This is a genomic window from Marinimicrobium koreense, assembly GCF_003762925.1.
Lineage (GTDB): Bacteria > Pseudomonadota > Gammaproteobacteria > Pseudomonadales > Cellvibrionaceae > Marinimicrobium > Marinimicrobium koreense.
On record NZ_RJUK01000001.1, the window covers coordinates 2,859,758 to 2,883,971 of the forward strand.

The 24,214-nt window shown below is 56.1% G+C and carries 16 protein-coding genes; 10 read left to right on the plus strand and 6 right to left on the minus strand.

The genetic code is table 11. The annotated features are described in order from the left end of the window. Positions 1-2 precede the first annotated feature (2 nt). From yidC to rpmH, 4 genes are read right to left on the minus strand one after another with little or no spacing between them, the layout of a single operon-like run. Positions 3-1,682, minus strand: coding sequence for a membrane protein insertase YidC (yidC, locus tag EDC38_RS12345; protein ID WP_123638764.1), 1,680 nt, complete (start codon positions 1,680-1,682; stop codon positions 3-5). 2 nt (positions 1,683-1,684) lie between these two features. Next, positions 1,685-1,933, minus strand: a complete 249-nt coding sequence (yidD, locus tag EDC38_RS12350; RefSeq protein WP_081666103.1) for a membrane protein insertion efficiency factor YidD — start codon at positions 1,931-1,933, stop codon at positions 1,685-1,687. A 4-nt stretch (positions 1,934-1,937) separates the two neighbouring features. Then, positions 1,938-2,321: a ribonuclease P protein component gene (rnpA, locus tag EDC38_RS12355; RefSeq protein ID WP_123638765.1), complete on the minus strand. Its 384-nt coding sequence runs from the start codon at positions 2,319-2,321 to the stop codon at positions 1,938-1,940. Between the two features lie 45 nt (positions 2,322-2,366). Then, positions 2,367-2,501, minus strand: a complete 135-nt coding sequence (rpmH, locus tag EDC38_RS12360; protein ID WP_024461782.1) for a 50S ribosomal protein L34 — start codon at positions 2,499-2,501, stop codon at positions 2,367-2,369. 397 nt (positions 2,502-2,898) lie between these two features. On the opposite strand from rpmH, the gene dnaA reads away from it, so the two are divergent. The 4 genes from dnaA (at position 2,899) to gyrB (ending at position 9,152) form a co-directional block, all read left to right on the plus strand. Continuing rightward, the gene (dnaA, locus tag EDC38_RS12365; protein WP_123638766.1) at positions 2,899-4,419 is read left to right on the plus strand and encodes a chromosomal replication initiator protein DnaA; all 1,521 of its coding nucleotides are present in this window, start codon (positions 2,899-2,901) and stop codon (positions 4,417-4,419) included. A gap of 61 nt (positions 4,420-4,480) precedes the next feature. After that, positions 4,481-5,584 (plus strand): DNA polymerase III subunit beta, encoded by a 1,104-nt coding sequence (dnaN, locus tag EDC38_RS12370; protein ID WP_123638767.1) that lies wholly within the window; start codon positions 4,481-4,483, stop codon positions 5,582-5,584. A gap of 22 nt (positions 5,585-5,606) precedes the next feature. Then, positions 5,607-6,716 (plus strand): DNA replication/repair protein RecF, encoded by a 1,110-nt coding sequence (gene recF, locus EDC38_RS12375; RefSeq protein WP_123638768.1) that lies wholly within the window; start codon positions 5,607-5,609, stop codon positions 6,714-6,716. Between the two features lie 15 nt (positions 6,717-6,731). Continuing rightward, positions 6,732-9,152, plus strand: coding sequence for a DNA topoisomerase (ATP-hydrolyzing) subunit B (gene gyrB / locus EDC38_RS12380; protein WP_123638769.1), 2,421 nt, complete (start codon positions 6,732-6,734; stop codon positions 9,150-9,152). An 84-nt stretch (positions 9,153-9,236) separates the two neighbouring features. Here the strand turns inward: gyrB and EDC38_RS12385 are convergent, their stop codons facing one another. After that, positions 9,237-10,520 (minus strand): glucuronyl esterase domain-containing protein, encoded by a 1,284-nt coding sequence (locus EDC38_RS12385; RefSeq protein ID WP_123638770.1) that lies wholly within the window; start codon positions 10,518-10,520, stop codon positions 9,237-9,239. 231 nt (positions 10,521-10,751) lie between these two features. Between EDC38_RS12385 and EDC38_RS12390 the strand changes: the two genes are divergently transcribed. Then, a complete protein-coding gene (locus EDC38_RS12390; protein ID WP_211331088.1) occupies positions 10,752-12,689 on the plus strand; it encodes a sialate O-acetylesterase in 1,938 nt (645 codons plus the stop codon). A 17-nt stretch (positions 12,690-12,706) separates the two neighbouring features. Here the strand turns inward: EDC38_RS12390 and EDC38_RS12395 are convergent, their stop codons facing one another. Next, positions 12,707-13,177: an Lrp/AsnC family transcriptional regulator gene (locus EDC38_RS12395; protein ID WP_123638771.1), complete on the minus strand. Its 471-nt coding sequence runs from the start codon at positions 13,175-13,177 to the stop codon at positions 12,707-12,709. Positions 13,178-13,472: 295 nt separating this feature from the next. Between EDC38_RS12395 and leuA the strand changes: the two genes are divergently transcribed. The 5 genes from leuA to EDC38_RS12420 all read left to right on the plus strand — a co-directional run bounded on the left by leuA (position 13,473) and on the right by EDC38_RS12420 (position 24,156). Further along, complete coding sequence (gene leuA / locus EDC38_RS12400) at positions 13,473-15,140, plus strand: 2-isopropylmalate synthase (protein WP_123638772.1); 1,668 nt, start codon at positions 13,473-13,475, stop codon at positions 15,138-15,140. Between the two features lie 281 nt (positions 15,141-15,421). Next, positions 15,422-18,193 (plus strand): TonB-dependent receptor, encoded by a 2,772-nt coding sequence (locus EDC38_RS12405; protein WP_123638773.1) that lies wholly within the window; start codon positions 15,422-15,424, stop codon positions 18,191-18,193. 171 nt (positions 18,194-18,364) lie between these two features. Next, positions 18,365-20,083, plus strand: a complete 1,719-nt coding sequence (locus tag EDC38_RS12410) for a sensor domain-containing diguanylate cyclase (RefSeq protein ID WP_170162919.1) — start codon at positions 18,365-18,367, stop codon at positions 20,081-20,083. 51 nt (positions 20,084-20,134) lie between these two features. Next, positions 20,135-20,389, plus strand: a complete 255-nt coding sequence (locus EDC38_RS12415) for a YidH family protein (RefSeq protein WP_170162920.1) — start codon at positions 20,135-20,137, stop codon at positions 20,387-20,389. 590 nt (positions 20,390-20,979) lie between these two features. Beyond that, positions 20,980-24,156 carry a TonB-dependent receptor gene (locus tag EDC38_RS12420; RefSeq protein ID WP_123638776.1) on the plus strand — a complete coding sequence of 1,059 codons (3,177 nt, stop codon included), beginning with the start codon at positions 20,980-20,982 and terminating at the stop codon, positions 24,154-24,156. Positions 24,157-24,214 lie beyond the last annotated feature (58 nt).

Sequence of the window (24,214 nt, forward strand, 5' to 3'; positions counted from 1 at the left end):
TTTTACCCCTCGCGTTCAATCTGACGGGTAATAATGTACTGCTGGGTAATGGACAGGGTGTTGTTGGTTACCCAGTACAGTACCAGACCCGCCGGGAAGAACAGGAACAGGAAGGTGAACACAATGGGCATCAGCTGCATGATCTTCGCCTGAGTCGGGTCCGGCGGTGTCGGGTTCAGCTTGAACTGAATGAACATGGTCAGGCCCATGAGCAAAGGCAGCACATAGTAGGGGTCCTTGACCGACAAATCCTGAATCCACAGGAAGAAGGGCGCGTGGCGCAGCTCGACACTTTCCATCAATACCCAGTACAGCGCCAGGAACACCGGCATCTGAATCAGAATGGGCAGACAACCCCCCAGCGGGTTCACTTTTTCCTTTTTATAGAGCTTCATCAGCTCCTGGGACATTTTCTGGCGGTCATCCCCATAACGCTCTTTCAGCTCGGCCATTTTCGGGCTCAGCTTGCGCATCTTCGCCATGGACCTATAGCTGGTGGCGCTTAGCTTGAAGAATGCTGCTTTAATAATAATTGTCAAAGCAATAATTGCTAAACCCCAGTTGTTCAGGAAACCGTGCAACCAGTCCAAAACCGTGAACAGTGGCTTGGCGATCCACCAGAGCCAACCGTAGTCGACGGTCAGGTCCAGGTAGGGGGAAATCTGTTCCAGTTTTTGAGTGTCTTTGGGGCCAGTGTAGAACTCGGCAGAGATCTGTCCCTGACTGCCAGGTGCGACTTCCGTGCTCGGGCTGGTAAAGCCGAGCAGGTACATGTTGCGATTACCTAACTGACGGAGATGGTAGTTGTGGGTCTGGCCGGCATCCGGTACCCAGGCACTGACAAAGTAGTGTTGCACCATGGCCACCCAGCCACCTTCTTTCTGGGTTTTGAAGGTCTGTTCGCTCAGGTCTTCAAAATCCAGTTTCTTGTACTTTTCATCGTCCGTGGTGATGGCGGCACCGAGGTAGGGGTTCAGGGCGAAGAGTCCACCCGGTCCGGCGCCGGCGGATGAGTTATCGCGTTTGATCTGGCCGTACAGATTGGCCTGCCAGGGTTCGGCGCTCTGGTTGTCGATCAGGTAATCGAGTTTGACCAGGTATTCACCGCGTTCGAAGGTATAGCGTTTGGTGATGGTCACATCACCCTGTTGATAGGTCAGATCCACCTGAAGTTGATCGTCGCCCTCGGCCAGTTGGTACTGTTGCTGGCTGGACTGAAAGACCGGGCGTTCGCCGTCCCGGGTATCGGTGGCATTGCGCCCGACCAATCCGCTCTGGGCAACATAGGTCTGAGCTGGAGTGTTGTTGAGCAGGACATAAGGGTTGTCCGGCTGGTTCAGTTCAGCGTAATGCTGACGCAGGGCCGAGTACACCAGGTCACCGCCGCGCGGATCGATGTTGACGATCAGGGTGTCGGTCTCGACACGAATGGGTTGGCGGGCGGTGTTCGACTGACTTGGTACCTCGGCATCGTCGGCCGAATCCCCCGGGGCTGAAGGCAGCTCGCTGGCGGTATCGGTTGCATCTGGAATGCCGCTGTCGTTGTCATTGGAAGCGGTCTGCTCCGAGCGGGTCTGGCTGGAGGTTTCCGCGAGGTTTTCCTGAAAGTCGTTGTAGCGTATGACCAGAGTGAACACGACGGCGCACATGGCCGTGATTAACAGGGTTTTTTGCCAATCCATCTTTATTTACTGCCATCAGTAGGGTGTGAGTGATTGGGGTGGGCCGGAACAGGATCCTCGCCCCCTGGATGCCAAGGGTGGCATTTTAATAGTCGGCGAACGGTTAGATAACCCCCGCGAAGGAATCCGTGACGTGCGATCGCCTCTTCAGCGTAGTGGGAGCAGCTTGGATAGAAACGGCACTGATTGCCCACCCAGGGACTGAGCAGGTAACGGTAGAGCCAAATCAGTCGAAGTGCCAGCCAACGCATGGGGTCAACCTGTCGATTCGGGGGCGGAAGCCGCCAGTGCTTTGCGGGCAATGCGCAACCACTGTCGGTCCAGTTGATCGATTAGGGTGCGGTTATCCAGACTGTCCATGCCCTTTCGCGCCAATACAATAACATCAATACCGGAAAAGTTCGGTGGTTGGCGACGAAAAGTTTCCCGAATAAGACGTTTCATCCGATTGCGTTCGGTGGCGTTGCGGATGTGTTTTTTGGCGATGATCAACCCGAGGCGAGCAGCGGTGTGCTTATTGGGTCGTGCCAATATCAGGAAATGCTTGTGGGAGGCGCGAAACGGGGCGTCCGCGAAAACCGCTTTAAAGTCGTCAGAGGTAAGCAGCCGATGTGCTTTGGGAAAAGCCTGGGAAGCCACTTAACTCTGACAACTATAAACGGTGCAGCGCAAAGGCGGGCACGCTTATACGGCCAGAGCCTTGCGACCTTTGGCACGACGACGAGCCAGTACAGCGCGACCGTTTTTGGTGGCCATGCGAGCACGGAAACCGTGGGTGCGCTTACGCTTCAGTACGCTGGGCTGAAATGTTCTTTTCATGGAAGTAACCTGCCGTTCGAATTCCTGGTAAACCCGCACCAGGCGGGAAAAGAGGCGCGATTTTATAGAAAATCGGGGCTAAAGGCAACGGATTGATGGGGGTTTCTCGGTATTTCTGCCGAAATAAAGCAGGATGCGCCGTTATTCCCGGTTATGCGGTGCTTGTCAATAGGATAATAACAGGTTATCCACAGTTCATGGTTAAAAAATGACCGGTTTTTGAGGCTGTATCTGTGGGTAAAGGTAGAACGGTTGCTCAGATAACTTATTGAAAAGACACTGTTAATAACAAAAATTATGCGGAAAAAAAGATTCCCGGACTGTGGATAACTACTTTTATAGAGAGTACACTAGCATCCGTTTTTTTGGATAATAATGCACCGGGGGGGAAGCGGTTTTGCCGGAATCTGTTTGGAAACTTTGCGCGTCGAGTCTACAGGACGAGCTGCCTCCCCAGCAGTTCAATACCTGGATACGGCCGCTGCAGATAGATTCCGATGCGGAATCCGGGCAACTCAGGCTGTTGGCGCCCAACCGGTTCGTGTGCGACTGGGTCAACGAGAAGTTTCTGCACCGAATTCGCGAGCTGGTTGAGGATTTTCAATCGGACCAACCCCTCAGTGTTGAGGTGGGTATCGGTTCCCGCCCCGGGGGCGTCGGGACGCGACGCCCGGTCAATCAATCCTCGACCAGGCCGGTGTACCCGCAGGGGCAACCCGGTACCGGAGCCTCCTTTGGTGAATCCCTGGGAGCGGAACCGTCGGGTTTTGGTCGAATGGGTGGATCCGCACCCAGTGAAGCGCCGGCGGGGCAGAGGCCCGAGGCCCCACCGGTGGCCGAGCCCGCCCCTCAACCATCGGTCAATAATACGGTTGAGGTGGAAGGGGCACTCAAGCACAACAACAACCTCAACCGGACGTTCAACTTCACCAGCTTTGTCGAAGGTAAGTCGAACCAATTAGGGTTGGCCGCAGCACGACAGGTGGCCGAGAACCCCGGCGGTTCCTATAACCCCCTCTTTATATATGGTGGTGTCGGCCTGGGTAAGACCCACTTGATGCAGGCAGTGGGTAATGCGTTGGTCGACAAGAATCCCAATGCCAAGGTGATTTACCTGCACTCGGAGCGGTTTGTGGCCGATATGGTCAAGGCGCTGCAGCTCAATGCCATCAATGACTTCAAGCGCTATTATCGTTCTGTCGATGCACTGTTGATTGACGATATCCAGTTTTTTGCCGGCAAAGAACGGTCTCAGGAGGAGTTCTTTCATACCTTCAACTCGCTGCTTGAAGGTGGCCAGCAGATCATTTTGACCTGCGATCGCTATCCGAAGGAAATCAATGGCCTGGAAGAGCGGCTGAAAAGTCGGTTCGGCTGGGGGCTGACGGTGGCAGTGGAGCCTCCGGAGCTGGAAACCCGGGTGGCGATTCTGATGAAGAAGGCCGATCAGAGCCACATCGATTTACCCCACGAAGCGGCGTTTTTTATTGCCCAGCGCATTCGCTCCAATGTGCGTGAGCTGGAAGGCGCTTTGAAGCGGGTAGTGGCGAACGCTCAGTTCACCGGGCGGCCTATTGATGTGGATCTGGTGCGCGAAGCGCTGAAGGATCTGCTCGCCTTGCAGGATAAGCAGGTGGGCATAGATAATATCCAACGGGTGGTGGGTGAGTACTACAAGATCAAGCTGAACGATCTGCTGTCCAAGCGACGCAGCCGCTCTGTGGCTCGCCCGCGCCAGGTGGCCATGGCCCTGGCGAAGGAGCTGACCAACCATAGCCTGCCGGAAATTGGCGAGGCGTTTGGGGGGCGGGACCATACCACCGTCTTGCACGCCTGTCGCAAAATAAAACAGATGCAGGAAGAGGATGCGGATATCCGGGAGGATATGAAGAATCTGCTGCGCTCCCTGACGACTTGATTGTTCATCGTGAATCCCTGATTCAGGAAAACGCCTAACAGGAATAACAGGAAGAGACCCAATGAAATTTGTCGTGTCCCGCGAAGCTTTGTTGAAGCCCCTGCAACTGGTCGGAGGGGTGGTAGAGCGCCGTCAAACGCTGCCGGTGTTGTCCAATGTGTTGATGGTGATTGACGGTGAACAGTTGTCCCTGACCGGCACCGACCTGGAAGTGGAAATCGTCGCTCGGGTGCCGCTTGAGGCTCCTGCCGATGCCGGCGAAGTCACGGTTCCCGCGCGCAAATTGGTCGATATCTGCCGCTCTCTGCCGGAAGGTGCCAACATTGAGTTCGCACAGGATGAGCAGCGAATGGTGGTAAAGAGCGGCCGCAGCCGGTTTACCCTGTCAACGCTCCCGGCCAGTGATTTCCCCAATGTGGAGGACGGCCCCAGCGATCTGCAGTTTGCCTGCCCCCAGCGGGAGATCAAGCGGTTGATCGAGCGCACGGCGTTTGCCATGGCACAACAGGATGTCCGCTATTATCTGAATGGCATGCTGTGGGAGGTCAAAGAGGGTCAGTTGCGGGCCGTGGCCACCGATGGTCACCGCATGGCGATGTGCACTCGCCCGGTGCCGGTGAGTGTTGAAGATACCATTCAGGCGATTCTGCCCCGTAAGGGTGTGTTGGAACTCTCCCGTCTGGTGGATGATATCGACGATACTGTGGACGTCACCTTGAGCGCCAACCATATCCGGGTGGCGACCGGCGATTACACCTTTACGTCAAAGCTGGTGGACGGCAAGTTTCCCGATTACGAGCGCGTGCTGCCCCGCGGTGGTGACAAGGTGGTGTTCGGGCCCCGGTCCGAGCTCAAGCAGGCCTTTGGTCGCACCGCCATTCTGTCCAACGAGAAGTACCGCGGTGTACGCTTGTTGCTCGACGATGGGGTAATGACCATTGTGGCCAATAACCCCGAGCAGGAAGAAGCGGAAGAGCAGGTGGCGGTGGATTACAGCGGCGACTCCCTAGAGATGGGGTTCAACGTGAGCTACCTGCAGGATGTGGCCAATGTCATTTCCGCGGATCACATCAAGATGACCTTGTCCGATGCCAACAGCAGTGCGCTGCTCGAGGAGCCCGAGGATGGAGATTCGCTTTACGTCGTAATGCCGATGCGCCTCTGATAGAGGCGTCTCGGCGCCCTTTATGTCTGTATCCCGCCTGAGTATCCAATCTTTGCGAAATCTGGAGAGCGTGAGCCTGACTCCCTCTCCACGCACCAACCTCATTTATGGTCAAAACGGCTCCGGTAAAACCAGCGTACTGGAGGCGGTTCATACCCTGGCCCTTGGCCGCTCGTTCAGAAGTCACAAGCACAAGCCGCTGATTCAGTGGGGCAGGGAGCAATTTACGGTGTTCGCCGAGATTCAGCACCAGGGAAGCCGCATCCCGGTGGGCTTGCAGCGCGCGTTGACCGGAGAGGTCAACTTCAAGGTAAATGGCCGGGCGGTGGGCTCTCTGGCGGAATTGGCCGCGGTGCTTCCCCTGCAGGTCATTGATGCCCATACCTTTCTGCTTTTGGAGGGAAGTCCCAAGGTCCGTCGGCAGTTTATGGATTGGTTGGTGTTCCACGTGGAACCTTCGTTCTTTCCCGCCTGGAAGGCCGCACAGCGCTGTCTGAAACAACGCAATAGCCTGTTGCGACGTGATAGAATAGAAACCAGTGAGTTGAGCGTTTGGGACCGTGAGCTGTCCAATCTCACTCAACAGATCCACGAGTGCCGTGAGAAAACCATTGAGCGATTCCGACCGGTTTTTCTCAGGTTGCTTGAAGAGTTTATTCGCATCCCCGGCGTCAGCCTGTCCTATCAGAGAGGGTGGGATAAAAACCGCTCCTACCAGGAAGTGCTTGCGGATAACTTCGAACGGGACCGCCACATGGGGTATACCCAATCCGGCAGTCATCGGGCTGATCTTCGAATCAATGTCGAAGGGCAACCGGCTGGGGATATTCTGTCTCGAGGTCAGCAGAAGCTGGTGGTTTGTGCGCTGAAAATCGCACAGGGCTACGTCTACGCCCAGGAAACCGGCGGTCGGTGTATTTATCTCGTTGATGATCTGCCAGCAGAACTCGATGGGGAGCACCGGGCTACGTTGGTGGACTGGCTCGATAAGCTCGAGACTCAAGTATTTATTACCGGTGTTGATAAGCCGTCTCTTTTGGCGGATTGGCAAGACCGGCCAGACGCTATAACCAGAGTGTTCCACGTGGAACAGGGGACTGTCACCGCGGACGTGAATACCGAACAGCAGTGAAATCGGAGCTAGTTTATGTCAGAAGAGAAAAATTACGACTCGTCCAGTATTAAGGTCCTGAAGGGCCTGGACGCGGTCCGCAAACGGCCCGGTATGTACATCGGCGACACGGACGATGGTTCCGGCCTGCACCATATGGTGTTTGAGATCGTGGATAACTCCATTGACGAGGCCCTTGCCGGTCACTGTTCGGAAATTCGCGTTGTCATCCATCCGGATGAGACGGTGTCCGTCTCCGATAACGGTCGCGGTATTCCCACCGAGATGCACGAAGAAGGTGTATCGGCCGCAGAGGTCATCATGACCGTCCTCCACGCAGGCGGTAAGTTCGATGACAACACCTATAAAGTGTCTGGTGGCCTGCACGGCGTGGGGGTTTCGGTGGTTAACGCCCTGTCCGAAGAGCTGAAGCTGACCATTCGCCGTGGCGGTAAGGTCCATGAGCAGGTGTACAAGCACGGCGTTCCTCAGTCGCCCCTGGCGATCGTGGGTGAAACCGATAGTTCGGGCACCGAACTGCACTTCAAACCGTCGGCGGAAACCTTTACCAATATCAAGTTTGAGTATGAACTGCTGGCCAAGCGCCTGCGGGAACTGTCGTTCCTGAACTCCGGTGTTCGTATTGTTCTGAAGGATGAGCGCTCCGGGAAGGAGGAGGTTTACCAGTATGAAGGCGGTCTGAGAGCCTTCGTTGAGCACCTGAACGCCAACAAAACCCCAATCAACAAGACTGTCCACATTGTCTCCGCTGAGCGAGAAGACGGTATTGGGGTGGAAATCGCCCTGCAGTGGAACGATTCCTTCCAGGAAAACCTGTTCTGCTACACAAATAACATTCCCCAGCGCGACGGCGGCACCCACCTGGCGGGCTTCCGCGCGGCACTGACCCGTACCCTGAATGCCTATATTGAGCGCGAGGGCCTGTCCGCGAAAGCGAAGGTATCCACTACCGGCGACGATGCCCGGGAAGGCCTGACCGCGATCATTTCTGTGAAGGTCCCGGACCCGAAATTTTCCTCCCAGACCAAGGACAAGCTGGTGTCCTCCGAGGTGAAAACCGCCGTTGAGCAGGAAATGAACCAGATCTTTGGTGAGTATCTGCTGGAAAACCCGAACGAAGCCAAGGCGGTCGTGAGCAAGATGATCGACGCCGCCCGCGCCCGTGAGGCGGCCCGTAAGGCCCGGGAAATGACCCGTCGCAAAGGTGCTCTGGACATTGCCGGCCTCCCCGGCAAGCTGGCGGACTGTCAGGAGAAAGACCCGGCACTGTCTGAAGTCTACCTGGTGGAGGGTGACTCCGCCGGTGGTTCCGCCAAGCAGGGCAGGGCGCGCAAGACCCAGGCGATTCTCCCCCTGAAAGGTAAGATCCTGAACGTTGAGAAGGCCCGGTTTGATAAAATGCTCTCCAGCGCCGAAGTGGGCACGCTCATTACCGCTCTGGGTTGCGGTATCGGCAAGCAGGAGTTCGATCCGGACAAGCTGCGCTACCACCGCATCATCATAATGACGGACGCCGACGTGGATGGTTCCCACATCCGCACCCTGTTGCTGACCTTCTTCTTCCGTCAGATGCGCGAGCTGATTGAGCGGGGCCACGTCTACATCGCCCAGCCACCGCTGTATAAAATCAGCAAGGGCAAGTTCGAGCAGTATCTGAAGGATGAAGCGGCGCTGACCGCATTTTTGACCCAGTCCGCCCTGGAGGGCTCCAGCCTGCACGTCAACGCCGATGCCCCGGGCATCAGTGGTGAAGGGCTGGAGAAGCTGGTTTACGAATACCGCTCGGTCATGGACACCATTGAGCGGTTGTCCCGCCTGTATCCGCGCGAAATTCTGGAACAAATGGTGTACCTGCCGTCCCTGACGCCGGAGCACCTGACCGACCAGGGGCATATCCAGCAGTGGTGCGATCAGTTGCTGGCCCGTCTGAGCCTGGATACCCGCGATGGCAGCCAGCGGTATCTGATTACTGTGCGCGAAGACACCGAGCGTCACCTGTTCCTGCCGCAAATCGAGATCATTGCCCACGGTCTGTCGCACCACTACCCGTTCACCCACGAGTTCTTCCACTCCGGTGAATACAAGGCGATCATGTCCCTGGGGGAGAAGTTGGTTACCCTGATCGAGGACGGCGCCTATATCCAGCGCGGCGAAAAGACCCAGGCCATCAGCAGCTTTGATCAAGGTCTGGAGTGGTTGATGAAGGAGTCCCGCAAGGGCTACAACGTCCAGCGCTATAAGGGGCTGGGTGAAATGAACCCCGAACAGCTGTGGGATACCACCATGAACCCGGAAACGCGGCGTATGCTGCGGGTAACGGTGCAGGATGCCATTGCCGCCGATCAAATCTTTACCACCCTGATGGGCGACCATGTGGAGCCGCGCCGGGAGTTCATTGAATCCAATGCACTGGCCGTGGCGAACCTGGACGTCTAGGAATCAGCCACAATTCCTGGTGATTGCCATAATAAAACGGCGGGTAGAGTCTCTACCCGCCGTTTTATTAGAGCCATCAATAATTTAATCCGGACTCTCTGACAAGTCAGGCGTGGTCCATTCAACCCAAGGCGCTACAGCGTCCTCTTCCGCGAGGGTAGAGCGGAAGATACCAGTGGTTCCGGGCCTGTCGAGGAGAAAGCGATTTACAAACCCCTCCAGAAGGTCGCGTTGATGATCGGGGAGGGCACAGTGACGATGACCGCCGTTCTCCGAGTAGGCTATATTGGCTTCGACGCCCAGGGCACGATAGATCTCCCTCGCGGCTGAGGTTCCTATATAGGCCGGAATGGGGCCCAACCAGTCGATGTCGTTATCCAGCACCAGTAGGCCGCGCGGTGCTACCAACCCCATGAGCTGGTGGTGATCGAAGGGGAGGCGGGTGACCTTGTTGTTCCCAAACTCACTGCCGAAACCGGCCCGAAACCAGGGCTGTTCACCGGCGGCATGACTCAGGGTCTGAACGTTAACACCTTCCTCCGCCATGGCCTGTGCCACTCGCCAGGCGACCGCACCTCCGGCGCCGGATTCCTGGGGAATAGTCAGTGCGACCCGCTCATCCAGTGCTCCGGCCAATAAGGCGCCCTTGCCATTACGAGAGCAGCCGGTAACGGCCAAGCGGTTCGCCGCTATCAATCCCTCATCCGATTCCTGTAGCACGTCGATCAGTCGGCTCACGCCCCAGGCCCAGGCGGTCATTGAACTGGCACTGTGGTCCTTGCCGTACAGGTCGTAAAACAGACCATTTCCTCGTGAATTCGCGCCACTCTGGGCGCCCAGCTCATTGTTGTCTACACTGATAATCGCCACGCCTTTGTCGGACAATAACTCGCTGTCCAGCGTAGCCGGCCCGAGGGTGATGATGGCCGGGTAGGGCGCCTGGCCAGCGTTGGGAAGCGTCACCGGGGCGTTGAATTCTATTGTTTTGCCTTGATGGTGGACAGTCACAGTAACGGATTTCGCGGAAACCCGGCCACTAACCCGCTCCGGCTTACCGGGTTTGATTCCCGATTCATACTGCTGTACCTGCTGCAGGGTTTCCTGGCGACGGCAGCGCCACTGGTCCCGCTCGGTAATGCGGTGTCCGTCCAACCCCAGAAACGGATCGGGTAAGGTCTTGATGACCGCCAGGTTGGAGGCGTCGGGAAGTGTAGGTACAGGGCAGCCTTCGCCTGAGTTTTCGGTAGTGACAGGGCGACGCTCACTGGAGCTTTGCATCGTTCCACCGCCCGCACAGGCATTGAGAAGGCTGAACGAGAGTGTCAGGGTGGCGAGGCTGGAAACCATCGACTTTATTTTATGATTCATCAACACATCCTATTGTTATCCCCAAAGGGTTCTAGGGAGTGAGTAAATTCGCTCCGCTTATTATTGTCAATATGAATATAAAGTTATCCAAAAGGTTACTACGGCACTTCTTCACGCTGAGGGTTTTGAGGTGGAGTATGAGCACAGGATTGTTATAATCAGTACGACTATAACAGCCTGGTTCCTGACGTGTGCCGGCGCCACCTTTAATTCAAAGAGAGTTTAATAACGATGAAATACCGGGTTGGAGCATTGATGATGGGGGCGGCGCTCAGTTGTGCCGCCGTTCAGGCCGAAGTCACCCTGCCGCGCTTGATCAGCGATGGCATGGTACTTCAACGAGACACGGAAATCCGGGTATGGGGTTGGGCCGATCCGGACGAGGCAGTAAGTGTTCACTTTCAGGGTTTCACGTGGCAAACCGTGACCGCCGATGACGGGCGCTGGCAGCTGACCTTGCCAGAAATGAAAGCCGGCGGCCCCTATGAGCTGACGGTTAAAGGTGAGAACACCCTTACCCTGGAGAATGTTCTGGTGGGGGACGTGTGGCTCGCCTCCGGTCAGTCCAATATGGAGCTGACCATGGCCCGGACCAAACCGCTGTACGCGGAGGAAATGGCCGAAGCGAATTATCCCGAGATCCGCTTTTTTGAAGTCCCTGACCGCTATCAATTCAAGCACCCCGAGCCGGACCTGGACGGTGGTGAATGGCTGTCGGTGACTCCCGAAACCCTGCCGGGTATTTCCGCGGTGGGGTATTTTTTCGCCAAGGACCTGCATCAGCAATACGACGTGCCGGTGGGTGTGATCAATGCCGCCCTGGGGGGATCACCGTCGGAAGCCTGGTTGAGTGAATCTGCCCTGAAAGCCTTCCCGCACCACCTGGAAGAGGCCAAGCGCTGGCGGGATGATGACTTGATTGAGCAGGTGAGCTCGGCGGATAACGCTCGGGGTCAACAGTGGCGTGAGCGTCGGGACGAACTGGACCCCGGCTTCAAGAACGGCGAGGCCCTCTGGGCCAAGCCGGAGGTTGATGACAGCGACTGGGAAACGGTGACACTGCCCGGTTTCTGGGGTGAGGAGGACAAGGCCAACGGTGTCTGGTGGCTGCGCAAAACCATCACTCTGCCGGAAGACTGGGCCGGTAAAGCGGCCTTTCTGGAAGTGGGCCGCCTGGTGGACGCCGATGTGACCTACCTGAATGGCGAGCGCGTCGGACAAACCGGCTACCAATACCCGCCGCGCTGGTACGAGGTGTCCGAAGGCCTGCTCAAGGCGGGTGAAAACGTATTGACCGTGCGCCTGACCAGTGAGAATGGTCGACCGGGTTTTGTGGAAGACAAGCCCTATGAGCTGCGCCGGGAGGATGAAGTCGTCGATCTGACCGGTGAGTGGAAGGTCAAGCAGGGTGCGCAATTGGACAACCTGGATCCGCCCACCTTCATCCGCTGGAAACCCATGGGGTTGTACAACGGCATGATTGCACCGCTGACCGATTACGCCATCAAGGGTGTCATCTGGTACCAGGGCGAATCCAATGTCGGTCGCGAGGCGGAGTACAACGAATCCTTCCTGGCGGTGATCAACGAGTGGCGTCGCCAGTGGGCGCAGCCCGATCAACCGTTTATTTTTGTGCAACTGGCCAACTACCTGGAAACCCGGGATGAGCCGGTGGACAGTGACTGGGCCCGCCTGCGCGAAGCGCAACTGAACACCTTGCGTGTCCCCCACACCGGTATGGCGGTGGCCATCGACGTCGGCGAGTGGAACGATATTCATCCGCTGGATAAGCAGACCGTGGGCGAGCGGCTGGCCCTGGCCGCCCAAGCGGTGGCTTATGATGAAGACCTGGTGGCCTTTGGTCCGATCTATACCGGGATGGAAGTGGATGGACGCCAGGTCCGCCTGAGCTTTGAGCATACCGGCTCGGGGCTGGCCTCCTGCAACGGTAAACCCTTGGCCGAATTTGCCATCGCCGGCGAAGACCGCGATTTTGTCTGGGCCGATGCGCGCATCGAAGGCGATTCCGTGGTGGTACAGAGCGCTGAAGTTCGCCGGCCGACGGCGGTACGCTATGCCTGGGCGGACAACCCGGATCAGGCCAACCTGTGCAATCGCGAGGGCCTGCCGGCGACTCCCTTCCGGACGGACGACTGGCCTCGGAAGTGATTGCTCACTATCGGTAATCAGTCGACGGGGAGGGCGGTGCTGTTAATCGGACTTTTCAATACGAAGGACGAATGCACACCGCTCACCCCCTCGATCCGGGTCAGCTTCTGCAACAGAAACTGCTGATAGGCATCCATATCCCGCACAATCACCTTGAGCAGGTAGTCGGCAGACTGGCCGGTGATCAGGTGACATTCGAGCACTTCCGGATAAGTCGCAATCGTATCTTCAAAGGCGCTGAACCGGTCCGGGGTGTGCTTGTCCATGCTGATTTCAATAAACGCCATCAGGTTCAGCCCCAGCTTGCGGGCGTTCAACAGCGCCACATAGCCATCGATCAGTCCGTCTTCCTCCATCTGTTTCACCCGGCGCAGGCAGGGGGAGGGTGAAAGGCTGATGGCTTCGGCCAGTTCCTGGTTGGTAATCCGCCCCCGATGCTGCAGGGTGTCGAGGATCATGTGGTCGTAACGATCGAGTTTAGTGGTCATGGGGATACAATATTCTGATTACGGTTAAATTGTTGGCATAAATTGCCAATACCGGCGTTATCTGAGTCATCTTAGCAATTTATTGGCGGCCTGTAAGCCATATACTATCCCCAATGCCTGATAACGGATGAGCGGCGGGCCACAAGCCCACCCCGGGGATGTCTCTCACTGCTACCCGCAGCGTTCTGCTCCCCACTGAACAGCCTACCCGGCTGAACGTCACCGCTCTCCTCGGGCAACCTTTTAAACCCATGTTTGTGCCTTAAACCGAAGTTTGCGCCAATGGAGCCGAGCCATGATTGCCAACCCCGCCAAGAAATACCGTCGTTTCGAGCCCATTCAGCTCCCGGACCGTCAGTGGCCCAACAAGGTCATTGATCAGGCGCCGATCTGGATGAGCACCGACCTGCGCGATGGCAATCAGGCCCTGATCGATCCGATGAATGTGGACACCAAGTTGCGCCTGTTCAAAGCCCTGGTGTCGATCGGCTTCAAGGAAATTGAAGTGGGCTTTCCGTCGGCCTCCGACACCGATTTCAACTTTGTACGTCGCCTGATCGAGGAAGATCACATTCCCGATGACGTCACTGTCGAGGTGCTCACCCAGGCGCGCCAGGATCTGATCGCCCGCACCGTGGAATCGCTCAAAGGCGCGCGCCGGGCCATCGTGCATATGTACAACCCCGTGGCGCCAGCGTTCCGCCGGATCGTCTACAAGACCGACAAGGCCGGTGTCAAAGAGATTGCCGAGCGCGGCACCCGCTGGGTGAAAGAGCTCACCGAAGCTCAACCGGGCACCGAATGGGTGTACCAGTATTCGCCGGAAGTGTTCTCCAGCACCGAAGTGGAGTTCGCCAAAGAGGTGTGCGATGCGGTCTCGGCCATCTGGCAGCCGACACCCGAACGCAAGATGATTTTCAACCTGCCGGCGACCGTGGAAATGTCCACGCCCAACACTTACGCCGACCAGATCGAGTGGATGCACCGCAACCTCAACAATCGCGAGAGCATCATTCTGAGTGTGCACCCGCACAACGATCGGGGTACCGCCGTGGCGGCCGCCGAGCTGGCGGTGATGGCCGGGGCTGACCGGGTGGAAGGTTGTCTGTTCGGCAACGGCGAACGCACCGGTAATGTGGACCTGGTGACTTTGGCCATGAACCTCTACTCCCAGGGCATTCACCCGGGCCTGGATTTCACCGACATTGATCAGATCCGCCAGTTGGCCGAAGAGTGCACCCAGCTTCCGGTTCATCCGCGCCATCCCTATGCGGGTGAGTTGGTGTTCACCGCCTTTTCCGGCTCACACCAGGATGCAATCAAGAAGGGCTTTGCGGTGCAGGACCCGGAGGGCTATTGGGAAGTCCCTTATCTGCCTATTGACCCGGCCGACCTCAACCGCAGCTACGATGCCGTGGTGCGGGTGAACAGTCAGTCCGGCAAGGGCGGTGTCAGCTTCCTGCTTCAGCAGCAGGCAGGCTATGAATTGCCCCGTCGTCTGCAGATCGAGTTCAGCGGCGTGGTCCAGAAAGTCAGTGACACCTCGGGCAAAGAGGTGGCCAGTGGCGATATCTACAAGCTGTTTGATCAGGAGTACCTGCAGGTCAACGCGCCTTATGTGTACACCAGCAGTCGGGTCAGTGATGGCGAAGACGGCGTGGTGAACACCCTGATCCTGGGCAAGTTCCAGGGCCAGGAAGTGGAGTTGACCGGTACCGGCAATGGCCCGATTGATGCCGCCGCCAAGGCCCTCGGTGAGCACGCGGGTCAGACCATTACGGTAGTGGACTACCACGAGCACGGCCTGGGCGCCGGCTCCGATGTGGCGGCAGTATGCTATGTCGAAGTGAAAGTGGGCGACCACAAGCCCGTGTTTGGCGTCGGGCAGGACAAGAACATTGTCGCGGCCGCCATCAAAGCGCTGATCAATGGTGTGAACCGGGATCTGGGAATGAGCGCCTAAGATCGATCGGCGTTCTTCTTACACCACTAGCAACACCCGTAAAGCCAGGTTGAAATAACGGCCTGGCTTTTTTATGCCTTTGGCATTTATAAAATGCTGTTACATGCGCCAAAATGCCTTAGTAGCCGTGTTTTGTGACTTAACTCAAGTAAAGTCGTCTATTTTGCGTCGAACCCTTTACCCCATGTAACACCTGTGCCATTATTTGATTGCGCAACCATTGAGTTGCCATTCCAATACAAGAACCCTGTTCTAACAATAAACATTGAGGGAGTTTGAGAATGAAAGTATTCCACCTGAGCCCGCTCGCCCTGGCGCTCGCTGCTGCTGCCATGCCCGCTGCCCACGCCCAAGACGAAGGTGCTGGCGCCCTGGAAGAGGTGGTGGTCACCGGCTTCCGCCAGAGTCTGGAACGCGCGCTGGACATCAAACGCGATTCCGCCAACAACGTCGAAACCATTGTCGCTGAAGACATGGGTAAAATGCCTGACCTCAACCTGGCCGAGTCCCTGCAACGGGTCCCCGGTGTGGCCATCACCCGCGAAGGCGGTGAAGGTCGCAGCATCACCGTGCGCGGCCTGAGCCCGGATTTCACCCGCAGTACCCTGAACGGCATGGAAGTCCCCGGCAGCGCCGGCGGCCTGGACTCCTCCGGCGGCGTCAACCGCGGCCGCTCCATGGACTTCAACATCTTCGCCTCGGAACTGTTCAACCGCATCGACATTCACAAGTCGCCCAAGGCGTCGGTGGAAGAGGGCGGTCTGGCCAGTACCGTGGAGCTGTTTACCGCCAAGCCATTTGATAACCCCGGCCTGAACGCCAGCGTCAGCGGCCAGTTCACCGTAGATAACGTCGCCGACGAGGCCGACCCGCGATTCGCCGCGCTGGTGAGCAACACCTTTATGGACGACACCGTCGGGGTGCTGTTCTCGGTGGCTCACTCCACCCGCACCGTGCGTCAGGAAGGTTTCGGCACTGTGCGCTATACATCGCCGTTTGCCAACGGCCAGAGCTGGGCGGATACCAGTGGTACCACCATCAACGGCACGCCCGACCCGGATACCAACCACCCCGAATACACTCAAGGTGACGATCCGCTCGACTACATGTGGACCCCGCGCCTGCCCCGGATGGACTACTTTGGCAACACCCAGGATCGCACCGGTGTGACCGCCGCGTTCCAGTTCCGCCCCAATGATCGCCTGGAATTGGGTCTGGACATCGTCGGTTCCGAGCTGTCGAACGACCGCGAGTCCTACAACTACTTCGCCCAGTTCCGGAACACCTTCGATGAAATCACACCCACCAGTGTGACCCTGGATGCCGCCGGCCGTCAGATCGTGGCCGGTACCTTCCAGAACGTGACCCCGCGTTCGGAAAGCCGCGGCCAATTCTCGGAAACCACTTTCCTGCAGACCGTGTTCTCCGGTAAGTACGATCTGAGCGATCGCACCGAACTGAGCTTCATGCTGGGTAACGCCAACTCCGAACACGATGAAGAACAGTACCGCTTCAACCTGACCGCCTCGGAAGGTCACGACTTCACCTTCGATTTCGGTGCGGATTCCGACATTGCGGAAATGAGCTACGGGTTCGATATTCTGGAACCGTCGAACTACTTCTTCTCCGGCCCGACGCTGCGCAAAGACGTGGTGGATCGTGACAACACCACTTTCCGTCTGGATCTGGAAACCGAGCAGGGCGGCGCCGTGTTCAAAACCGGTTTTATCTACAACGACCGGGAAGTGGACTCACTGCGCTACAACCCGACCGAAGGCACCATCGATGCACCGGATGAAGTGACCTCGGATCTGGCCACCTCACTGACCGGTATCGGTATCGATGACTTTGCCAGCGGCCTGGATGCCCCCGGCGGCTTCCCGCGCGACTTCCTGATCGCCCACTTCGACAACACCATTGAAGCCTACGGTGCGGGCCAATTCACCCCGGTACCGGTGGACGCCTCCTCCTGGAACGTACAGGAAGAGACCATGGGCCTGTACGGTGAAGTGGACTTTGAAACCAGCGTGTTTGATCGTCCGCTGCGGGTGAACAGCGGCCTCCGTATCGCACGGACCTTCATGACCTCGAGCGGTGCTACCGAAGATCCGGTCACCGGTGAGGCGATCCTGCTGTCCGAGGACAACGCCTACACCGACGTGTTGCCCTCGACCAACATCGTGTGGGAAATTGAAGAAGACCTGCTGCTGCGCGCCAACATCTCCCGCAACATCACCCGCCCGGGACTGGGCAGCCTGTCACCCACCGTGACCGGTGTGACGCCGATCAACGGCAACATCAGCCGGGGTAATCCGAACCTCGACCCGATGCGCGCCAGCGCCGTGGATCTGGGCCTGGAGTGGTACTTCGACAGCGAAGCGCTGCTGGCGGTGACCCTGTTCCACAAAGACATCGAAAGCTTCATCAGCGGTGACGAAGTGGAAGGACCGCTCACCCCGGAGCTGCGCCAGATCGTGTCCAACTACCCGGCCTACGACCCGGACTCTCCGCTGTTTGAGCCCAACGCGGTGGATATCAACGGATCGGCCTGGTTTACCTCCCAGCCGGTCAACGGCGATGGCGCCCAGCTCGATGGGGTGGAGATCGCGTATCAGCAGCCGTTCACCTTCCTGCCGGCACCGTTCGACAACCTGGGTATGATTGCCAACTACACCTATGTGAGTTCGGAGTCCCGGTTTGACACGGTGGTCAGCACTCTCCCGGGCCTGTCGGAAGAGAGTTACAACTTCACCCTGTACTATGAGACTGACCGCTATGGTATCCGTGGCTCCATCAACGGTCGGGACGACTACATTACCGACCCGACCGGCAGCAACGGCAACGCTCAGCACGCCACCACCGGTCCGACCCGTCTGGACATGTCGGCGTTCTACAACATCACCGATGACCTGAAGGTGACGTTGGAAGGCATCAACATGACCAACGAGACCGAGCGGCTGTACACCACCGGTCCGTTGGGCGACATGAACCTGGTGCGTGAGTACAACACCACCGGCCGAGAGGTTTACCTCGGCCTGCGTTACAGCTACTGACCCTCGACGGCTCGCCCTGGCGAGCCGGGCTGAAGCTGATGGGCGCCACCCACTGGGGTGGCGCTTTTTTTTCGCCTATACTCCCGGTATCGGCACTGCGAACCTGGCCCCTGAATGATTACAAACCGTACTACGACAACTGTGGCAACGCTCGGGCCGCGGGCGCTTCTGTTGTGGCTTGTCCTGCTGTTGGTCAGCACGGCGACCCACGCTCGGGAGCCTGTGATTGAGCTTGAGGGGCTGACTCAACAGTCTCTGGTGGAACAGGTCGAATTTCGGCCTGCTGCACCTGATGTGCCCCTTGAGGAGGTTCGAACCGATAAGGGTTTTCGGCCGTTGCATAGGGCCGACATCAATCAGGGTATATCGGGTCAGGCCTACTGGTTACGCACCCGGTTGGTTAACACTCACAATAAACCGGTTTCCTGGATACTGGTCCATAAAACATCCTATCTCGATCACATCGAGCTTTATACCCGTGATGCTACCGCCTCAAAGTTTGAACGAGCGCACCTGTCCGACCGGGTCCCCTTCCATGAACGCCCGATTGATTACCGCACCCTGGCATTTCCAGGTCAAACAGGAGGCGATAGTTACACGGATATATATCTGAAGGTCTACTACGACAAGCCGGACTCGGTCAGTCTTCAGTTTACCCTGTATTCTCCGGAAGCATTCACTCAGGCGGTACAGTACGAAAACCTGTGGTTTGGTGCCTATTACGGCGCCCTGGCCGTGATGTTGTTTCTTGCGTTGATCATTGGAACTCTGCTGCGTCGCCCCAGCGTTTTCATCTATGCGGCATTGCTACTGGCCACGGGCTGGAAGTGGACGCTGTTGAACGGATTCGGCTATCAATACCTCTGGCCTGACAGTATTTATGGGCACAACGAAGGCTTCCATATCGCGTTCTTATTGTTCGCACTCTGCGCCACACAGTTCTCCAAGTCATTCCTGAATACCCGCGTTCATTTCCCGCTGGGCCATCGTCTGTTGCAGGTGATCCAGTTTGTGGCACTGGCGGGCATTGCTGTGCGCCTGATGGGCGCCTACGAGCCGGCGTTACACATCGCGTTTATCACCCTGGCGGTGATTGCATTCTTGCTGCCAGTCATCGGTGCTCACGCCTGGTATAGCGGCCTGCGGTACGCGCGCTGGTATTTTCTCGCCTGGCTGTTGTATTGCGTCAGCTTGCTCCTGACGCTGGCCAGTGCTTACCTGAGCATTGTTCCCAATGGTATGTACGCACTGATACTGTTGCAGGTCGGAAGCCTGCTTGAGGCGGTATTTCTGACCGTCGCATTAACAGAGCGTCTCCTGAATCTCGAAACTGAACGGCGCAAGGCGTTGGCGCTGGCCAATCAGGACCCACTGACTGGTCTGGGTAACCGACGGCTGTTGCAGAGTGAGTACGAAGGCTTTATCGAGAGCGGTTCCGCCCACCGAAAACCCATGTACCTGATCATGATCGACCTGGATTATTTCAAACAGATCAATGATCAATACGGCCACGATGCTGGAGACCAGGTGCTGAGAGAAGTGGCCCGATTACTTAGGGCGCATTGCCGGGACACCGATGTCTGCATCCGCTACGGTGGTGAGGAGTTCGCCTTGTTGGTGCGAACCGACGGAGTACAGTCGGCACGCGCTATTGCCGAGCGAATCCGCGAAGAGTTTGCCCGAACGCCGACGCTCTACGAAGGACACTCCATCGCACACACACTCAGTTGCGGTGTGACCCCGGTGCAACGTCACGGCCAGGCGCTGAGCGTCAATGAAATGATGAAACACGCCGATCAGGCGCTGTATGAAGGCAAAGCGGCAGGACGCAATTGCACGGTCATCTATCGTGACAGCCTGTCGAATCCCTCATTACAGACTATTCAATGAGACCCTGAGCCATGACTGACTATCTGCGGAAAACCCCTACGGAGGTTCTTAGTGAGTGATACCGATCTGCGCGACCACCTTGCGGTTGAGCGCACCCACCTGGCCAACGAGCGTACCCTGCTGTCCTACATACGCACGGCGCTGTCCGTCATCATCGGTGGCGGTGTGGTGCTGCAGTTTCTACCGGAGCAACCGGTTCTGAAAGTGCTGGCCTGGGTCGCCATTTTTGGTGGATTGGTCATGGCAGGGATTGGCGTTTACCGCTTTCTCAAGGTCCGCCGGGAAATCCCCCGGGTACAATCCTGAGGTTGCCGCTTATCCTCCGTTTGTTGGGATATGCAGGACAGGCGGCTAGTCAATATCGGATTTATCGATAACCAAATTCATGCAGCTCGACCAAATCAGAGTAAGTGCAATAACCCGCTGACAGTGATCAAAAAGCAATAGAGTCGCACATTCAGGTTCTGATCGAGTGTTGGGATTACTGTTTTAATACATCAAAAATGATTAGGTTGGCTGGCCTAATAAATGGCCAGATAGCGAAAAATGACTGGCGCATAGAACCACACTTCATTAAAAAGGTACTGTTAGTAATACTTGGCTCTTTAGCCAAAAATCACCCCAGTTGGCCTTGAATTGTGCCACTCCCTGTGCAAAGATCTTTAGGTAACGCTCAAAAAAAGTCTGTAAAACCTACCACCATCAACCATATAAACAGACGAATTGAGCGCGAGAGAAATCCGATAAAGCAGTTCCAATAAAGCAGTACAGGACAATCCGTACAGACACGTACACTAAAAATATCAATCGGATTCTAAAGCGGCATAAGTCCGTCTGAATCTCAGAAAAAGTTTCAACCTAAATAAATTAATAAAGTAGTAGTCGAGGGAGACAAAATGTTTCATAAACGTATGCTGTCACTGGCGGTTTCGCTGGTGGCTGGTGGTTCCCTGCCCCTTATTGCCCATGCTCAGGACGATCAGGCTGCCGAGCCCATGCTGGAAGAAATTCTTGTCCAGGGTGTTCGAGCTGCAGAGCTGAACGCTCGAGAAATTGAGCGTAACCGGGACATCTTCAGCTCCGTCATCTCTCAGGATGACGCAGGTAATTTTGCTGATCAGAACGTCGCTGAAGCGCTTCAGCGCCTTCCGGGTGTTACTATTCAGAAGAGTGACGGCCAGGGTGAATTTGTGAACGTCCGGGGTCTGGGTCCGAATTTCGTTGGCGTAAGCCTGAACAATTCTGAACTAGCCTCTTCAAGCACCGATAACCGTTCTGTCGCACTTAATTCGATTCCTGCTGACTTGATGGGGTCCATTGAAGTTTTCAAATCATTGACGCCGGATATGGACCTGAACTCGATTGGTGGCCGCGTCAACGTGAACTCAGTGACCGCGTTCTCCCGCGGTGAGGATAGCCTCAGATTAAGCCTTCAAGGGGCTATGCATGAGCAGCGTGGAGAATTTTCGCCGAAAGCGACTATCCAGGCTACTAAACTTCTCGCTGATGAAACGATTGGTATTGCGGTTTCCCTGTCTCACGAAGAGCGCGCTACCGAAGTTAATCAGATATTTCACGATACCAGCAACGACCTTCGATTCTTGCGCGTTTCTCGGCCACAGCTCGGTGATGACAGCAACAATCGTGAAAACAACGCCAGAAGCTCTCTGGAGTACCTGCAGGAAGGTGTAGTCGATCCTTATATCGATGAGCCGAGAATCCTGGCTCCCTGGGAGTTCGAGGTCCGTCAAGATGAGAGCGTACGCACTACTACGGCGGGTACCTTTAACGTGGAGTGGCGGCCAACCGACAATAGCGAGTACTTTGTTCGCTATGACCACTCAACCTTTACCGATGAAGAGCTGACCCTGCGGGAGTACTTCCGTTTTGGGCAGGGTGATGCACGGTACGTGTCCTATGTGAACCCTGAAAATAACAGCTTTGCCGTATCTGATACAGATTTGCAGCAGCACGTTTTCATCCAGGAGGCTGAAGATAAGACAACCACCTTCGCTCTGGGTGGCGAAAACAATATTGATCTGTGGACGGTGGACTACGAGTACCATAATTCAGTGGGCGAGCAAACCAATCCGGATGACAGAAGGGTACAGTTCCGAATTCAGTCGCTCCCAATGTACGCGCGGTCTTTCCAGGACGATATCGAAGCTCAGGTACTTTCGCGCACACAGATTCGCGCCTTGGCTGAACAGTCCGGTGCTGTAATTCCAACCTCCGGTGTTCCCGGAACGGGTGGCTATGCAGGTTTCCCTGGTTACGAGCTTGGAGAGCGTCGACAGGAAGCCTTTGTGTACGACGGGATATATCTGGAGGACGGCTTCCGCGAAGACGACGTGGAGCAGTTCAAACTGAATATCCGTCGTGATTTTGAAGGCGGCTTTGTCAACTACTTCAAGGCTGGTGTTCTCGCCAAAGAGCGTACCCGTAGCCGGGATCGCGCTCGTTGGAGTGTAAACCCGAGTGACTACCCCTTTGCTTGTGAAGGTGACGAAGAATGTCTTACCTGGGCAAACACGGGTATTGGTCGCGGCGATTTCGAAACCTATACACCTAGAAACCCTCGCTTCGATCACGATTTCATAACAACGGCTGATGCCGAAAATCTTCTCGATATTACGCGCCAAATCCCCTTGAACTTGGACCCGAATAGAAGTGGCCAAGCGAGCAAGAGCGATAACTACGCAATCTATGAAGAGAGCAATGAAGCTTATCTGATGGGTGAATTCAACCTGACAGATAACATGTGGTTGATTGCTGGTGCACGGTATGTAGAAACCGAGTTTGGTTCTACAGGTTGGTTCACTTTGCGTCACGATCGCTTCCAGCAGGAAGATGGCGTTGTTCGGGATATCGTAATGCCCCTCGGAGACCCAACAACCGGCGGTTTTGTCGTCAATCAGTACGATGGTGTATATCCCGGTCTGCATTTGCGTTGGGAGCCAAGAGACGACCTGTTGGTGAGAAGTTCCCTTTGGACCAACTACAATCGTCCTGACTACGATGACGCTAGTGCAGACGCCGGATTTGACGGTCGGGTTTTCCTGAGCGCAGCGGACCCGATTGAAGGCCGCGATAATTGCAGTGATAACCTTCAGGACGATTTGGGTGCGCCTAACGATGGTTATGTCGAGTTCATTTCGCAGAACTTCACCCTTTGTGAAGGAAACGCCTTAGAACTGGGCAATACTGATCTGAAAGCCATGGAAGCCACTAACTTCGATGCGTCGGTCAGTTGGTATGGGCCCAACGGCCACTTCGCCGAACTGGCCGTTTTCTATAAGCAAATCGATGACTTTATTGTTGAAGTAAGGGGTATTGATGTTGCGAGAAACGATCTTCCAGGTTCAGTTAAAGTGGCTTTGGATCGTATCGATTCGTCGAATGGCGGTGATCCGTCCATTACCGAGAACGTGTTCCGCATCGACCAGGACCATGTCTTCCAGGATGTAAATACCACGCTCAATGGGGATACGTCGTCAGTGTATGGTGCAGAAATCAGTTACTCCCGTTACTTTGATAACAATTTCTTTATTAACGGTAATATGACATTGCTTAGCAGTACCGCAGACGCAGGGGAGACGGTCCGTGCAGACGATATCAGGCTGCCAAATCAGGCTGACTTGACCGCAAACCTGACCTTGGGTTGGGAAAACGAGATGTTTTCTGCGCGTTTGATTCAAAATTATCGTAGTGAGGTTCTCAAGCAGATTGGTTCCTGCTCTGCCGCAGACATCCAGACTGACCGGGAGTGGGCGGCGCTGAATGATGCCAGTAATCCCGATGCGCTCGAAGGTGCAACGGGTTCAGGCGTTGTTTACCCGGAAAATTGTCGACGCTGGGCAGATGTGTTCCACGATGAAATCTTTGGCCTGGACTTCAAGGCCACTTACAACCTGAACGAAGACATTAAGTTCTACTTCGATGTCCTGAATGTGACAGAGGATGTAGATGTCTTCTATTTCCGTGGTAACGATTACTCCAACGGACCGGTGATGTATGAATCGGAAGGTTTGGGTCGCACCTTTCAGGTGGGGGCTACCATACGCTTCTGGTAAAAGAACTCATGGTTGATTGCTCTGCTATTGCGTAGAGCAATTAACTGGGGTGTAGAGA

Excerpts from the sequence above, each read along its gene's own strand:
- EDC38_RS12385 (WP_123638770.1), bottom strand. The coding sequence starts at position 10,520 with ATGAATCATAAAATAAAGTCGATGGTTTCCAGCCTCGCCACCCTGACA.
- gyrB (WP_123638769.1), top strand. The coding sequence starts at position 6,732 with ATGTCAGAAGAGAAAAATTACGACTCGTCCAGTATTAAGGTCCTGAAG.
- EDC38_RS12405 (WP_123638773.1), top strand. The coding sequence starts at position 15,422 with ATGAAAGTATTCCACCTGAGCCCGCTCGCCCTGGCGCTCGCTGCTGCT.
- EDC38_RS12395 (WP_123638771.1), bottom strand. The coding sequence starts at position 13,177 with ATGACCACTAAACTCGATCGTTACGACCACATGATCCTCGACACCCTG.
- EDC38_RS12420 (WP_123638776.1), top strand. The coding sequence starts at position 20,980 with ATGTTTCATAAACGTATGCTGTCACTGGCGGTTTCGCTGGTGGCTGGT.
- dnaN (WP_123638767.1), top strand. The coding sequence starts at position 4,481 with ATGAAATTTGTCGTGTCCCGCGAAGCTTTGTTGAAGCCCCTGCAACTG.
- recF (WP_123638768.1), top strand. The coding sequence starts at position 5,607 with ATGTCTGTATCCCGCCTGAGTATCCAATCTTTGCGAAATCTGGAGAGC.
- rpmH (WP_024461782.1), bottom strand. The coding sequence starts at position 2,501 with ATGAAAAGAACATTTCAGCCCAGCGTACTGAAGCGTAAGCGCACCCAC.
- yidD (WP_081666103.1), bottom strand. The coding sequence starts at position 1,933 with ATGCGTTGGCTGGCACTTCGACTGATTTGGCTCTACCGTTACCTGCTC.
- EDC38_RS12390 (WP_211331088.1), top strand. The coding sequence starts at position 10,752 with ATGAAATACCGGGTTGGAGCATTGATGATGGGGGCGGCGCTCAGTTGT.
- leuA (WP_123638772.1), top strand. The coding sequence starts at position 13,473 with ATGATTGCCAACCCCGCCAAGAAATACCGTCGTTTCGAGCCCATTCAG.
- yidC (WP_123638764.1), bottom strand. The coding sequence starts at position 1,682 with ATGGATTGGCAAAAAACCCTGTTAATCACGGCCATGTGCGCCGTCGTG.